Genomic DNA, 14,924 nt, shown 5'->3' on the forward strand with positions numbered 1-14,924 from the left:
TATTTGACACTTCTGTCTAATTCCCTGCCCTCGCCTTAACGCAGACGGAGTGAATTAGTCGAGGATCGGAAAATCAACTGTAAAGGTAGTCCCTTGCGGGCCTGTAACAACATCAATTTTGGCGTTGTGACGTTGCGCAATTCTGAAGCATATCGGCAACCCTAACCCTGTTTTCATATCTTTGCTGGTAACAAACGGAGTGCCCAGCTTCTCTAATACTTCCGGCTGAATTCCTCCCCCGGTATCGCTGACAGACAAAAAGATATTGCCCTGTTCAAGGCCGGTTTTGATGGTAATAACACCCCCGCGACTCATGGCCTCTAGGCCGTTGTGCACGAGATTTAGTGTCATTTGCCGGATTTCTTTTTCGTCGAAATCGCTTTCCGGTATCTCGCCTAAATCCAATTGTATTTCATGGCCCCGGTGGCTGGCATCAGCCTGCAACAGCGGATACAGTGATTCTAGCAGCTGATTGAGGTTACCGTGCTTCATCTTTACCGCTTTATCCTTTGCTAATGATAGAAAATCGCTAATAATACCATTTGCTTTATCCACTTCTTCAATCATGTCCTGGATTTGGCTATGATAGTTTGCAAACACCTCTTTTTGCTGGAATAGCTGCAAATAGCCTCGTACTGTGGTCATTGGATTGCGCACTTCGTGGCCAATGCCAACAGCCATTTCACCAACAATGTCCAACAAGCCGAGACGCGCCATATCGGCCTCGACCCGTCGTTTATCAGTTATATCAGTAGCTACACAAAGGACAGTTGCAATCTCTCTTTGCAAATTGTATTCAGGAATAAAACGAACTGTGTAAAATCGCTGGCGATCACGCGGACCACCCCATGCTTCAAATTGCTCCGACTGACCTGTCTCAAATACGGCTGCTAGTTTATGCATCCAAGGCAAATAGGATTGCGAAGGCAAGTCCCTTTCACCCCAGGCATCATCAACAGCCAGAGTTTCCGGCATGGCTGCGTCCAATAGCGCTGCCTGATTCGCATAGATCCGATCATATTCTCGATCATAGCGACCTATACAATCTGGTATGTTTTCAATCAGTTTGCGATAGTGCTGCTCACGTTGCAGCAGTTGGCTTGTCCGGCGCCCCACCGTTAGTTCGAGTACTGCATTGACTTCTTCCAGTTCTGACTGCGCCTTCTGACGATCTACAATTTCTGTTTTTAATGCAGAATTAACAGTCTCAATCTCACGCACTTTGTCCTCGAGCTGGGCTTCACGATCTTTAATCAGACTAACGCTGGATTGAATTTTCTTGCTCATGGTGACAAAAGCCGAGCAAAGGTTGGCCAATTCCCGGGGAGCATCCTTCAAATATCGATTTATTCCAACTAACCCATAATTCTCCTCCGCTACTAACTCTGACTGCTTGATTAACCATTCAATCGGTAGTGTTATCCGGTTCACCAACAAGGCTAGCATCGGTAGTATCGCTAAGACAAGCAGCAAAGTCGCGCCAGCCATTAGCAAAAGTTGCTGATAAATAGGGAAGAGAATTTCGTTTTCATCTATGCTGCCGACTAATGTCCAGTCACGTTCAGGCAGATGTCGATAAGCGCCCAAAACTTTGTCGCCCATATAGTTAACCCCGCTATCGCTGCCATTCTCACCGAGATGCGCTACCGTAAATATATCAGCAGAACGATTTAGCTTCATGCGTAAAGTGCCCTTGGCGAGGCCTTTGTTACGCAAAGCATCTACATCCCGGGGCTGGGCAATTAACATTCCTTCCCGGTTGACCAATACTATTTCACCGGTTTGGCCGACCCAATTGTCACGTAGCATCGCTTCTAACGTCGTTGTCCGTACAGAACCAAGGACTAACCCCTGAAAAGCTCCCTCCTGATCATAAATTGGAGCGGAAAAATTGATCACAGAAAGACCGCTATTACGACCGACAACAATATCAGAAATGAACTCTTTCCCCGCGATTGCGGCTTCAAAGTAGGGCTGACCGATTGTTGAAGGAAACCGGATGCTACTACTCAGGGTAGAAATTCTAAAAATACCTTGTTTATCAATATAGGATATGGAATCAAAATGGCCCTTCTCTTCCTGCATCAAATATAGCATTGTCTCCATTTGTTGCAAGTTAAGTGTCCGAAATACCTCCATCCGACTCATTCCGCGTAATTCATTGGAGCGTTCTTTAATCCAAGCCTCAATGATCTTTTGCTGAAACTCAACCCGCTGGCTGATCAATTCCAACTTTTCTTTCTTAGCTGCTGTAAACTGTCCAAATGTATAAATAGCCATAATCAACAAACCGGGAACAACAACAATTAAGACCGTCCATAACCTGAATTGTCGAAGCAAGGGCTGGTTGATCATGTTTTTGTCTCCTTACTTAAAATTTAATCTCTGACAGGAGGCTAAACCGCTAGAAAAAATATAGTTATTAGTAATACTTCTCCACTCGTTTTGTAAATCCTTGGCTTTTTTTATAATTTTATGTAAAAAATTAGATCACGTGAATATATCTATTCACGTGATCTAATTTTGTTGAAACCGTTCTAAAAAATCATCAAATATCTACATATTCATCCAGTGTAGCGCCAGAGGCAAGCATAGGTGTTACCATGTCTTGAGTCGCTATATTAGCCACAATGACGCGTGGCGCACGGGCCGAGACAGCAGCAGCAAAAGCCCGGGAAAACTCTGCTAAGGTTTCTACGGTCGTTGCCTGCACACCAAAGGCTCGCGCAAATGAAACGAAATCCACCGGCGGCAAATGGCAGGACATATAGTGTTGCTCAAAATAGGCATGCTGGAGTTGACGAATCATGCCCAAACAACTGTTGTTGATGATAATCGAGATGATCGGCAGATCATTAACAGCCGCCGTATATAATTCCGCTCCTGTCATTTTGAAGCCGCCGTCACCAGCAATATGCACTACCCGCTTATCAGGCGACGCCAACTGGGCACCGATAGCTGCCGGAAGTCCGAAACCCATCGCGCCAAGTCCGCCGGAAGTCAACCAGCTACGGGGATTCTCAATTGTTAGACCTTGGGCAGCCCACATTTGATGTTGTCCGACGTCTGTTGCAAAAACAAACGGTTTACCGGTAGTTTGCTCGGCAATATTTTGCATGATCGCAATTGCTGTCAGGCGGTCCGGGTTACACTCCGGTTTGGATTCTTGCTGAGACGCGAGCTCCTCTTGCCACTCAGCGGTCCTTCTCGGTTGCAAACGACTGAGCAATTGAGTCAGCAGGTCTTTCATATTTCCAGCCAAGCCGATATGAGCAGAAACGTTTTTATCAATTTCCGCTGGATCAACATCGATATGAATAACGATTTTTCCAGCTGCATAACTAGCCCGATTGCCTGTTACCCTGTCACTAAACCGGCTACCAATGGCGATAAGTACATCAGAACAACGCACTGCGTAATTTGCAATTTTATGGCCATGCATTCCTGTCAGACCAAGAAACAGCGGGTGCGAGCCCGAAAACGCCCCCAACCCCATCAACGTGCTGACAACCGGTACTTCACAGGTCTCAGCTAGTACTCTAATTTCGTTGGCAGCTTCGCCGGAAATTGCCCCGCCGCCAACCATAATAACCGGACGCTGAGCGGCTTGAATCGCGATGGCCGCCTGCTCAAGCCGTTCGGCGTGGTATGTTTGCACTGTCCGTTGTTGCGGGGCAGCCGCTGGCGAAAAGTCGATTTCCATCGTCTGAATGTCACGCGGCACATCGACGAGTACAGGGCCGGGACGACCAGTTCTGGCGATATGAAACGCTTTACGCAGAATGTCCGGCAGGCACTTTGGATCTTTGACCAAGAAATTATGTTTTGTCACCGGCAGAGTAATACCGGTAATATCGACTTCCTGGAAGGCATCCCGGCCGATCAGACTTGTTGGCACTTGCCCGGTGATGGCCACTACCGGCGATGAGTCCATATAGGCAGCTGCCAATCCGGTAACCAGGTTTGTCGCACCCGGTCCTGACGTCGCGATACAGACCCCTACCCGACCGCTGGCTCTGGCATAGCCGTCAGCAGCATGAGCCGCTCCCTGCTCATGCACAGTCAAAACGTGCCGGAGCGGGGCGTCATACAGGGCATCATACAGTGGCAAAACGGTTCCACCCGGATATCCGAACACCGTATCAACCCCTTGTTCTATTAGGCACTGAACAATCGCTCTCGCTCCTGACACTTTCATACACAGTCACTCCTATTAGATACTAGGAACGTTTTACCACTGAGGACACAGAGGGTGACGTTGAGGTCACAGAAGTTATACTCTATAATTCTACTAAGATATTGTAACCCTCTGCGCACTCTGCGTACTCTGCGGTTAACGGAACCCCGTATCCCTTATTTTTTCAACCACGGCATCATGCCGCGCAGCTCTTTGCCTACAGTTTCAATGGGATGAGCTGCTTTTTGACGGCGTAGTGCATTAAAGTTTGGACGGTTGGCTTGATTTTCAAGAATCCAGTTTTTGGCAAAGGTGCCATCCTGGATTTCAGCGAGCACTTTTTTCATTTCAGCCCGGGTAGCATCGGTAATGATCCGGCTGCCGGTCACGTAGTCGCCGTACTCGGCGGTGTCGCTGACTGAATAGCGCATTGCAGCCATGCCGCCCTCGTACATCAAGTCAACAATCAGCTTCATTTCGTGCATACATTCAAAGTAAGCTGACTCCGGCTGGTAACCTGCTTCCACGAGAGTCTCAAAGCCGGCGGCGATGAGCGCAGTGACGCCGCCGCAAAGGACTGCCTGCTCGCCAAACAGATCTGTTTCGGTTTCTTCCTTGAAGGTTGTAACCAGCACACCGGCCCGGGTGCCGCCAATGCCGCGGGCATAGGCCAAAGCTAGATCTTGACAATGGCCGCTAAAGTCCTGATGGACAGCCATCAGACAAGGTACTCCGTTGCCTTCAGTGAAGACACGGCGAACCAAATGGCCGGGGCCCTTAGGCGCAACCATAAACACATCGGTTTCTGCCGGTGGCTGAATTTGGTTAAAATGAATGTTGAAGCCGTGGGCGAAGGCCAGAGCGGCGCCCGGTTTTAGATTCGGAGCGATATACTCACGATAGACAGATCCCTGCTTTTCATCTGGCAGGAGAATCATCACCACATCGGCATCTTTTACAGCATCAGCGACAGTTGCGACAGCCAGACCGCTATCTAATGCCTTTTGCCAGGATTTGCTGCCTTCGTAAAGGCCAACTGTGACTTTAACACCATTGTCGTGCAGATTAAGTGCATGTGCGTGGCCCTGACTGCCATAACCAATGATTGCTACGTGCTTGTCTTGGATCATTTCCCATTGTGCGTCGTGATCATAATACATTTTGCTCATATTCGTCTCTCTCCTCACATTGATAAATATTACTATTGCTTCTCGCCAATCCGATCAGGCCGGTGCGAACCATTTCCACCAGACCGAATGGCGCTAAAACCTCTGCCAAAGCGTCAATCTTGGACTCATCACCTGTAATCTCCATCGTCAAGCTTTGTTGATCGACATCCACGATACTCGCTCGAAAGACCTCTGCTAGTTTTAAGATTTCGCTGCGGCGCTCCCCTGCGTTGACTTTAATCAAGGCCATGCCTCTGGCTACTGATTCTTGCGGTAAAACCTGCACAGCAGCCACTTCAATCAACTTTTTCAATTGTTTAACCACCTGGTCAACAACCAACTGGTTCCCAGCCACGACGGCGGTGATTCGCGAGTACTCGGGTACATGGGTGGTACCGACGGCCAAGCTGTCAATGTTAAATCCCCGCCGCGCGAACATACTCGTTACCCTGACCAGAACCCCTGGTTGATTTTGCACCAGAATCGATAAAACGTTTTTCAAGCTGACCTCCCCTTTCATTATAAAATAGCAAATCGCCCCTATTGACTATTCATCAATAGGGGCGATTTTCGCGGTACCACCCTACATTATACTCTACGCCTCGAAATTGAGGCTTCCGGTTAACGTCCGGTCTCGCTCTTGCCTAAAGCACATGCATGCAGATCAGCAAAAGAGTTCATGGGTGACTTCAATGACAGCTCCGCACCGGTTCGCAGCATCCACCGGCTCTCTGAGCGGTTGGTCTATCACCTTTTCCCAATCATCACTTGTCAACTATATAATTGTTAAAATACAACAAAACCTGCGAAAAATTCTTTGCGTAAAGAAATTTTCCGCAGGGTCTTTTATACCCACGGTGTGATGCAGCATTGCACCTTGCATCGCTCGGTCCAGACCTGTTATCCAGCGGAACCCTAGATGCACTTTCTTGCCCATATGTGTATTGTGTATACAATATCACAAGGCAAATGTGTTTGTCAAGGAGTTAATTTGCAAATAAATACCGCTAAATACTTCTTGACAGACAACGAAAAACCAGTGTAGTATCTTGATTAAACATCATATTTTGTTTAACCAAATGTAATGATAGGGACACAGTTCAGCAGATTTCCTTACAGAGAGCTGTCGGTTGCTGGAAGACAGCAGGATACGCTGATACGCATCACCCTGGAGCAGACAGCTGAAACTCAGTTCATGAGGAGTAAGTGTGTACGGTTTCTCACCGTCAGATGAGAGTGCATTGTTGGATGCACAGTAAGTGGCCGTTAGCACGGCAATTTAGAGTGGTACCGCGGAAGCTGTTTAAGCCTTCGTCTCTATGTATGTAGAGGTGAAGGCTTTTTTATTTCAGATATAGTAAGGGAGGAACGTATTATGCTAACCTTAGACCGGATTTATCACGCTTCATTCGTCTTGAAAAATGTGATTAGACAAACAGACTTAATTTCGGCGCCAAACATCAATCCGGAAAGTAAAATTTATCTAAAAACGGAGAACTTGCAGGTGACTGGTTCGTTTAAGGTGCGTGGCGCCTATTATAAAATCTCACAATTACGTGAGGATGAAAAGACAAAGGGCGTTATTGCCTGTTCTGCAGGAAACCATGCGCAGGGTGTTGCTTTGGCGGCAACAGAAAACGGTATTAGGTCCCTAATCTGCCTACCAGATACTGCTCCTATATCGAAAATCGAGGCTACTAAGCGCTATGGCGCCGATGTTTGCTTAGTTGAGGGCGTCTATGATGATGCTTATCAAAAAGCCTTACAATTGCAGGAGCAAGAGGGCTATACCTTTATTCATCCGTTTGATGATGAAAATGTCATCGCCGGTCAAGGAACAATCGGCCTCGAACTGTTAGAACAGCTTCCCGATGTGGATGCAGTCATTGTTCCTATCGGTGGCGGCGGACTGATCTCCGGTGTAGCTTATGCGATTAAATCGCTAAATCCTAAAGTTAAAGTATATGGGGTGCAGGCATGCGGTGCTCCTAGTATGCTAAACTCTGTAGAGCACGGTAAGCTTGAATGTCTGAATTCTGTGTCTACCATTGCTGATGGAATTGCTGTAAAAGAGCCAGGTAAGCTTACCTTCGAACTCTGCAGCAAATATGTAGATGGCATTGTAACCGTTACTGATGATGAAATCTCCACAGCAATCTTGACACTGATCGAACAGCAGAAATTAATCGCCGAGGGAGCCGGTGCGGTTGCCGTGGCGGCTGCGTTATTCAACAAGGTGCCGGTTAAAGGCAAAAAGGTTGTTTGCCTAGTCTCCGGCGGCAACATTGATGTGACCATTCTTTCCCGAGTCATTAAACGCGGTCTTTTAAAATCAGGCCGTTCCTATGCTCTTACGATTGAGCTTTTGGACAAACCCGGCCAACTGAAAGGCGTTTCCCAAACCATTGCCGACCTGGGCGGAAACGTTATTTCCATCCACCACGAGCGGGCCAGCGAGGGTACTGATATCAACGGTTGTTTTTTACGTATTGTACTGGAAACAAGAAATTACGCACATATCGAGCAAATTAGGCAAGGGTTAATTGACGCAGGATTTACGATAGTGTAATCCAGCTTCTCGCTTATTTCATGACCTCATTAAGCAAAGTATCATAACTATCGATCACTGCATACTTCACCGTTTCACTACTAATTTTCTTAAAATGCTCACTTGCACAATGTACTTTCAGCTCTTCTAACTTCCGCAGCTGCATTGAAGACATATTGCCTTTTGTTTCCGCAACGAAGTAAACGTGCTTGACCTGATCTTCGTGAAAGGCAATCGCCCAGTCCGGATTATATTTCCCGATCGGAGTATTGATATAAAATCCCCTAGGAAGTTTCACATAAACAGCAACTTCACTGCATTTGTCTAACTCAGCCGCAAAGTTTTTTTCGTTCGTAGAATCATAAATAATATGATCATAGAGGTGCCGATCCGCCTGCATAGCATTGACGCCCAGACGCCCTTTAAGCGTCGGATTAGTGAAAATATCGGCAGAATACGCGGCTTCGAGTTTGTTATAGGTTATATGTTCAATGATAACTGTCGCCTTCTGCTCATTAATTAGGTTCGAGGCTTTGATAATAAACTCTTCCGGATTACGGTGAAATTGCCCGAATATGAGTTTTTCAATTCCTCTTAAAATGGAACCTACCGCATTGCGGGTTAATCCTGTCTCAGCTACAATCTTACCGATAAGGTCATACTTAACGCTTGTGTTAACTGTTAAATCTACTTTGTTCGGTCCGCCGATGACTTTTGTAAATCCTTCACCGCTTTGGAGCGCTTCTTTGGACTTGATCGTATTCATTTCCCCCTGCTCCACCTTGAAGAAGATCTGATTCACCCTAAGCTGCTTATTGAGTGCGCAGATCGATTTTTCAATCAATTCGTCTGTAGCAAAATCGACAACATACGCTGACTTGGCATTAATCTTACTCCAAAGCGCCTTGAATTCCTTCATTTGCAGTTTTGTATCATTTACCTGTACTACAATATTATTGCTTCTAGCATCTTCGGGAGCAAAAGCCTGCGGATTGTAAATGGAGCCAAGAATCTGAATGATAGCCGCTTTATAGGGAGTGAAATCTTCGGCCACCGCTAAAGTACCAGCTTTAAGATCTTCATAGTATTTTTCGGTTAGTGCATTGTTATCATTAATATAGCTATTACGGATTAGAGTATTGATAAGCCTCTGGGCTAACTTATGGTCAAAGACCTGTCCGTTCAAACCATTTGCATCTCGCATCAGCTTGTTGGCGAATAAATCTGCTGCGACTTCTCGCGGTCGATCTGCCACAACCTCGGCAATTTCAGTTTGCAGGCGTTTAGCAAAACTATCATAGCTCTCATTGGCAATAACAGTAAGGACATTAATATTGTGGACCTCCCCACCCAGTACATTACTGTCCATACGCTCACCATTGTTATTAACACACAAGCGAAGCCCCCGTCCTACCTCCTGGCGTTTGCGTACTTCAGATCCGCTTTGCTTTAACGTACAGATTTGAAAAACGTTAGGATTATCCCACCCCTCTCGAAGAGCAGAGTGGGAGAATATAAAGCGCACTGGTTCTTTGTGATCCAATAGTCGCTCTTTATCTTTCATAATCAAATCATAGGCATCCGCATCGTCGGAGGTATTTTCCTTTTTGTCGCCGATTATGCTATTTGTAATTCGATCCTTTTTCTTATCAATAGAAAAATAACCCTTATGAGTATTATTGGCCGTTATTTTACTTAGGTATTTTACATACTCATCTTCACCAAGTGCAAGTTGCCAATCGGCAAAAGCCGCATCATATTCTTCTTCAAAGATCTGTGCGTATTCGCCATTAAACGCTTTCCCAACAGCATCATACTGCTTATATTTTGCAACCTCATCAATAAAAAACAAAGATAGTACTTTGATTCCATGATAAAAAAGCTGGCGTTCCCGCTCCAAATGCGACTTAATCGTTTCTCTGATCTGAATACGTCGAATATGCTGCTCATTTACAGAACCAAGAACATAACCAGCAGCAATGACTACACCATTCGTAAATTCAACCGCATTCGTTAAACCATTGATCTGGGATACGATATAGCCTTTATATTCATCCAGTCCACCAGACTGCGTATAGAGATTGTAGCCTTCTTTTATAATTCTGGAGGCTTTTCTTATACCACTAGCCCCTTTAATTTCAAATTCTAAAGTAGCTGTTGGCGAATGATCACTAGACAAATTAATTTTTTCCAGATATAAATAGCCTTCAGTTCCGGTAGTACCAGAAACTGAAATCCCTTTGACAGCGATTTTCTTAACCAGCCGTTTATTATAGGCTTCCAGAGCATCCAGGCGATAGATCAAGTTATATATTGCACCCTTCTTATGGGTTGCCGAATAACGCAGGGTCATTAATGGCTTAAACTCCTTTAATTTCTCCCTGGTGGCAGCGCCCTCCACCGACTGTGGCTCGTCGATAATGAGAATTGGATTGGTAGCAGCAATGACTTCAATCGGACGGCGGGAGCGGAAGCTATCCAGCTTCATAGAAATACGTCTGGCATCTATCCCTTTGGCATTAAAAGCCTGGGAATTAATGATCATCACATTTATTCCGCTGTCATTGGCGAATTTATCTATTTTGGCAAGATTCTGAGAATTATAAATAAAGTAACGGAGCTTCTTATTGTATTCTTCTGCAAAGTGATCACTGGTCAGCTCGAACGACTTAAAAACGCCTTCACGAATGGCAACAGAAGGGACCACTACAATAAACTTGCTCCAGCCGTAGCGTTTATTTAGCTCAAACATGGTTTTGACGTAGGTATAGGTTTTGCCAACCCCTGTCTCCATCTCCACGGTCAGATTGTATCTTCCCTCTAGCTGAATCGACGGCTCGATTTGGCACTGTCTTTGAATTCGCTGTATATTCGCCATAATCACATCATCGGTTAGCAGCACTTTTTTATTATTAAAACCAGTGATGTCTGTATCACCAAGACTAAGCTGTTCTGCACCGGTTACTCTTCCCTTGTCGACGATATAGGTAGCGGAAACATTAGGCTGACCGGCAAAAACATCACATACCGCTGCAGCCGCATCAGCTTGAAATCTTTGATGTTTAAACTTTAGCTTCATTTTCTTCTACCCCTTATATCACCTTTACTGTTGTCGTTGGTGCATGCAACTTGAATATTTCTTCAACGTTGATTTTATCGGAGCTGTTGGCGAAGCTGCTGTCTCGCAATACCACACGCAGAGGTCGGCGTCTAGCAATCTCCCGAACAACATGTTCAGAAATCTTCTCTGCAAAACAGGCGATCAGTGCCCCTTCATCAACAGTATGAACAGAGACAGCATCAATTGCTTCCATCTTGTGGCTGAGCGATAAAGGCAAGCCCCAATCGAGCAGTACTCCATATAGTAAGTCTAAATCTGTACGGTCTTCTTTGATATTCGACTCCAGTCCAGCAAGCATTGACTGGCTGTATTCATTGGCGGCATAATATACATCTTTCATGTTTGTGCTGTCAATTTTTAAGACTCTGAAACCAATATCGACTGCAGGCTGCGGTTGTTCATCAATTTCTAGTTGACTGTTCAAATTTTCACTAATGCGTTGTCCCGCTCTCCGAATCCGTTCTTTGCCTATTTCACTAATCGTCTTATAGCCAGCCTTAAACGCTTCGCTCTTTGCATCGCATGCCTCAGGAATTTGGACCATGATAAACTTCCGATTACCAGCATCTTCAGCATTTAGTTGCATGACAGCATCGGCAGTTGTTGCTGAGCCTGAAAAAAAATCTAAGATGATTGAGTCTTCATTAGTTTTTGATACTTCCATTAAATATTTAATTAGCGTGCTGGGCTTAGAGTAATCAAACGGGATGCTTAGGCTATTGACTTCATGCGATCCGATTTGATTAATATGACCTTCAATAAAACTATTGGGCTTTGCTGATGAATTATCAATTACGTCTTGCAGATATGTCTTTGTATATACATTCCATTGCGCCGGGTTGCCATCTTGGTTAAGCAAATTTGATGATCTAACTTTTTTAATAACAATTCTATCTTTTTCTTCCTCAAACTTTTTTCGAGTCCATCGCCAAATACCATCACCTAAAGCAGGCCTTTCGGGGGGAAATGTTGATCCAGGTGGTATAATCTTACTGCCATCCGGGCATTCAATCCAAAAACGTTGCTCGGGATTTCGATTTTGGATTGTTGACATATACAATCTAACCAGCTGGTATCTTTCTCCTTTTCTTGGGCCATCTTCATCTACCATATTATAGGCTGCGTGGTTAAGCCCACCAAAAAATGTTGTTGAATGATTGATATCTTTTACATACGTTAATAAATAATCAAAGTTAGGCGCCCAATAATCGCCCTTATTATTACTTTTTTTCGTAATTCGACCAGCACAACCAACAAAATTAGCTTCACCAAAGATTTCATCACAAATTTTTCTCAAGTTGTGAACTTCATTATCATCAATACTAATAAATATGACACCATCTTCTCTTAGGAGGCTCTGCGCAAGCTTTAAACGCGGGTATAACATGCTGCACCAATCGCTGTGAAATCTCGGGTTAGCTAAATTATTTTGCCGGAACTGAATATTGCCTGCTTCATCTCTATATTCGATCTGTTCTTCAAACTCGTCCTTATCTATTTTAAAATTATCAGTATAGACAAAAGAATCTCTCCCGGTATTATATGGGGGATCAATATAAATCATTTTTATACTGTTAAGATAGCTTTCTTGCAACAGCTTTAAAACCTCAAGATTATCGCCTTCAATATATAAATTACCTGTACTCTCCCAATCTTTACTTTCATCCAGACAGGGGCGCAGTGTCTTCCGTATAGGTGTATTACCCTCGACAATTGCGGCTTTTTTGCCCACCCAAGTAAAGTCATAGCATTCCTCGCCATCAATGATATCGTCTGACAGTTCCTGCTTCAGTTTTTCAAAATTTATCACTTTCTTAAGATGGCCGGTTTCGTCCCTCATTTCAGTAATGACCTGGGGAAATAGCGCTTCTATTCTTTCGATATTCTTCTGCGTCATATTCATGCTCGCCATTTTTAACTTTTCCATGCTGCTCCCCCATCCATTTACTTTTAAGAGCTCACCGAAAGGTTCCTCAAACCGACTAACCATGTTATACCATTTTCTCATTCGATTATCGCTTTTCCTCCCTGATACGTAAGAAAGACCGTTAACGCAGTCTTTGGACGACGAGGAAAGCTTAGCGACAAAGTGCGGAAAGAGCGCAAGCAGCGCAAGAAATGAATTTTTTTACTAATTACCCAACTTTCTCTGCCATCTTCAGCGAATTTCTAACAGTTGGCGTATAGAGCTTGGTTCGGCAACCCACGTATATACTTATGGATATAACAAAGCCGCCTCCCGAAGGAAGCGGCATAACGTATTGTCATCACTAAATAAACAGCCCTTAATTATTACTCAGGATCACAGCCAATAAAGCTATACCGCCAATCGTCTTCAAGGCTTTTTCGTGCCGCTCCTTTTCCTGTTCCTGGCGCTCATGCCATTCACGATAGTTCTCATTATGGCGTCGTTTCATTTCGCGTTCATGCCGTTCGTTTTCAATGCGTTGACGTTCGCGTTTTTCCTGCTCTTGTTTTTGTTTTTGTTTTTGATCTTGTTTTTGCTTCTGGTTTTGGTTTTGGTTATGATCTCGATCATAGCGATCATCCTGTTGTTGCCTGGACGATGAAACATTATGTATCGGTGAAGCTTCAATTACCGATGCGCCAAAACCTACTTGCAGGATACCAACCATAGAATAGATGGCTATTTTTTTTGCTATACGATTCATAAAATATCAACTCCTTGGTTCTTATTATGAATGGCAAACTTTAGAATTCTTTTTGAGAAAACAAAAAACCGCCACCCCAGAGGGTGAGCGGAATCTCTGCATCCAGCAACTAGTACCAGGTGAAGCTATCACCTGACTAATTACTCGACGAGCCAATTGCAATTTCAATCAGAAGAGCTGCAATTTCACGCAGCGCACCGTCATGGCGATCTCTTTCACGCTCTTGGCGGTTATGCCATTCTCGTTCGCTTTCATGCGAGCGCCGCCTCATTTCGCTTTCATGCCGTTTATTTTCTTTGCGCTTCCGTTCATCATGTTCACGCCGCCGTTCATTATCTCGACGCTGTTCTAATCGTACAGTCCGCAGAGGACCATCATTATGTAATGAAGAAGCTTCGATTACTGATGCACCTAAGCCTACTTGCATGATACCGACCATAGAGTAAATCACATTTTTTCGTTATGCTATTTATAAAAACATTTCCCCAATTGTTTACTGTCTGTACTATAACATATAACGACAAGAATATGACAGTATAACGCTCGGCTAATACCATTACAAAGACTTTCTGGTCATGCCCGCATCACCTGGGATCCCAGGTGATGTAGCCGCGGTCTCGTAAGACTGTCAGCATGTGGTGTGTTGATTCAACGCTCACGCCGATTGCGCTGGCAATTTCGCAGACGGTTGGCGTGTACTGTTCAGTACGGTTTGAGAGGTATTCTAAGATTGCTTTCATTTTGTTGTCTGGCATATTTACCCCGCCTTTGCGAACAATTGTTTGTGTTGTCATTATATAATTATGACTGTATGTTTGTAAAGGTGGAGATTGGTGGAAATTAAAAAGCCGCCTCACCAGAGAACGGCTAGTCATCGATTACTTATCAATATTACAAACAAGGTGCTGATTTTGAACAGGCACTCCTAGCTTAAAAGAAAATTCTAATGCTAAAACAAAAGCTTCTTCGTAGTCTTTAAATTTGTATACTCCCACATCATCGTTATTTTGATTGGGCATCATTACCTCGAACATGCCATCATTACAACGCAAAACTATTTGGTTCATAAAATCACTCCTACGCATCGATGCTACGTAGACTATTCAACTTAGAAGTAGAATATCCCTTTTACTGAAATTAAAAGCCGCCCACGGAGAGTGAACGGGGTATGATCTCAATAATAGACGGCCTGTACTATTGTGAAATTATTAAAATGCCCCTGGTGCTAGGGCATTTT

General features: G+C 44.5%; 11 protein-coding genes and 2 other annotated features. Of the genes, 1 reads left to right on the plus strand and 10 read right to left on the minus strand.

The features are described 5' to 3' along the window. Nucleotides 1-54 precede the first annotated feature (54 nt). The 4 genes from AXX12_RS02470 to ilvN all read right to left on the minus strand — a co-directional run bounded on the left by AXX12_RS02470 (nucleotide 55) and on the right by ilvN (nucleotide 5,848). The gene (locus AXX12_RS02470) at nucleotides 55-2,355 is read right to left on the minus strand and encodes a PAS domain-containing sensor histidine kinase (RefSeq protein WP_066237661.1); all 2,301 of its coding nucleotides are present in this window, start codon (nucleotides 2,353-2,355) and stop codon (nucleotides 55-57) included. A 193-nt stretch (nucleotides 2,356-2,548) separates the two neighbouring features. Beyond that, complete coding sequence (gene ilvB / locus AXX12_RS02475) at nucleotides 2,549-4,198, minus strand: biosynthetic-type acetolactate synthase large subunit (RefSeq protein ID WP_066237665.1); 1,650 nt, start codon at nucleotides 4,196-4,198, stop codon at nucleotides 2,549-2,551. A 155-nt stretch (nucleotides 4,199-4,353) separates the two neighbouring features. After that, nucleotides 4,354-5,346 carry a ketol-acid reductoisomerase gene (gene ilvC / locus AXX12_RS02480; protein ID WP_066237667.1) on the minus strand — a complete coding sequence of 331 codons (993 nt, stop codon included), beginning with the start codon at nucleotides 5,344-5,346 and terminating at the stop codon, nucleotides 4,354-4,356. Continuing rightward, a complete protein-coding gene (ilvN, locus tag AXX12_RS02485; protein WP_066237669.1) occupies nucleotides 5,327-5,848 on the minus strand; it encodes an acetolactate synthase small subunit in 522 nt (173 codons plus the stop codon). The genes ilvC and ilvN overlap by 20 nt, the downstream gene beginning before the upstream one ends. Nucleotides 5,849-5,902: 54 nt before the next feature. After that, nucleotides 5,903-6,120, minus strand: a binding site (T-box leader). Nucleotides 6,121-6,421: 301 nt separating this feature from the next. Continuing rightward, nucleotides 6,422-6,668, plus strand: a binding site (T-box leader). Nucleotides 6,669-6,721: 53 nt separating this feature from the next. On the opposite strand from ilvN, the gene ilvA reads away from it, so the two are divergent. Further along, nucleotides 6,722-7,915, plus strand: a complete 1,194-nt coding sequence (ilvA, locus tag AXX12_RS02490; protein ID WP_066237671.1) for a threonine ammonia-lyase — start codon at nucleotides 6,722-6,724, stop codon at nucleotides 7,913-7,915. 13 nt (nucleotides 7,916-7,928) lie between these two features. On the opposite strand, the gene AXX12_RS02495 is transcribed toward ilvA, so the two are convergent. From AXX12_RS02495 to AXX12_RS02515, 6 genes are all read right to left on the minus strand, one after another. Next, nucleotides 7,929-10,973: a type III restriction-modification system endonuclease gene (locus AXX12_RS02495; RefSeq protein WP_066237674.1), complete on the minus strand. Its 3,045-nt coding sequence runs from the start codon at nucleotides 10,971-10,973 to the stop codon at nucleotides 7,929-7,931. A 13-nt stretch (nucleotides 10,974-10,986) separates the two neighbouring features. Then, nucleotides 10,987-12,942, minus strand: a complete 1,956-nt coding sequence (locus AXX12_RS02500; protein ID WP_066237678.1) for a site-specific DNA-methyltransferase — start codon at nucleotides 12,940-12,942, stop codon at nucleotides 10,987-10,989. Between the two features lie 358 nt (nucleotides 12,943-13,300). Further along, nucleotides 13,301-13,687 carry a hypothetical protein gene (locus tag AXX12_RS02505; protein ID WP_066237680.1) on the minus strand — a complete coding sequence of 129 codons (387 nt, stop codon included), beginning with the start codon at nucleotides 13,685-13,687 and terminating at the stop codon, nucleotides 13,301-13,303. Nucleotides 13,688-13,823: 136 nt separating this feature from the next. Beyond that, entirely contained in the window at nucleotides 13,824-14,126 is a 303-nt protein-coding gene (locus AXX12_RS02510; RefSeq protein WP_066237683.1) for a hypothetical protein, read from the minus strand. A 145-nt stretch (nucleotides 14,127-14,271) separates the two neighbouring features. Beyond that, nucleotides 14,272-14,442, minus strand: a complete 171-nt coding sequence (locus AXX12_RS19555; protein WP_197470625.1) for a LexA family protein — start codon at nucleotides 14,440-14,442, stop codon at nucleotides 14,272-14,274. A gap of 123 nt (nucleotides 14,443-14,565) precedes the next feature. Next, a complete protein-coding gene (locus tag AXX12_RS02515) occupies nucleotides 14,566-14,754 on the minus strand; it encodes a hypothetical protein (RefSeq protein WP_066237687.1) in 189 nt (62 codons plus the stop codon). Nucleotides 14,755-14,924: the final 170 nt, after the last annotated feature.

Origin of the sequence: Anaerosporomusa subterranea (assembly GCF_001611555.1) — a bacterium.
GTDB lineage: Bacteria > Bacillota > Negativicutes > Sporomusales > Acetonemataceae > Anaerosporomusa > Anaerosporomusa subterranea.

Bases quoted from the DNA above. Each gene is read 5' to 3' on its own strand.
- AXX12_RS02505 (WP_066237680.1), bottom strand. From the start codon at position 13,687: ATGAATCGTATAGCAAAAAAAATAGCCATCTATTCTATGGTTGGTATC.
- AXX12_RS19555 (WP_197470625.1), bottom strand. From the start codon at position 14,442: ATGCCAGACAACAAAATGAAAGCAATCTTAGAATACCTCTCAAACCGT.
- AXX12_RS02470 (WP_066237661.1), bottom strand. From the start codon at position 2,355: ATGATCAACCAGCCCTTGCTTCGACAATTCAGGTTATGGACGGTCTTA.
- AXX12_RS02495 (WP_066237674.1), bottom strand. From the start codon at position 10,973: ATGAAGCTAAAGTTTAAACATCAAAGATTTCAAGCTGATGCGGCTGCA.
- AXX12_RS02510 (WP_066237683.1), bottom strand. From the start codon at position 14,126: ATGGTCGGTATCATGCAAGTAGGCTTAGGTGCATCAGTAATCGAAGCT.
- AXX12_RS02500 (WP_066237678.1), bottom strand. From the start codon at position 12,942: ATGGAAAAGTTAAAAATGGCGAGCATGAATATGACGCAGAAGAATATC.
- AXX12_RS02515 (WP_066237687.1), bottom strand. From the start codon at position 14,754: ATGAACCAAATAGTTTTGCGTTGTAATGATGGCATGTTCGAGGTAATG.
- ilvC (WP_066237667.1), bottom strand. From the start codon at position 5,346: ATGAGCAAAATGTATTATGATCACGACGCACAATGGGAAATGATCCAA.
- ilvA (WP_066237671.1), top strand. From the start codon at position 6,722: ATGCTAACCTTAGACCGGATTTATCACGCTTCATTCGTCTTGAAAAAT.
- ilvB (WP_066237665.1), bottom strand. From the start codon at position 4,198: ATGAAAGTGTCAGGAGCGAGAGCGATTGTTCAGTGCCTAATAGAACAA.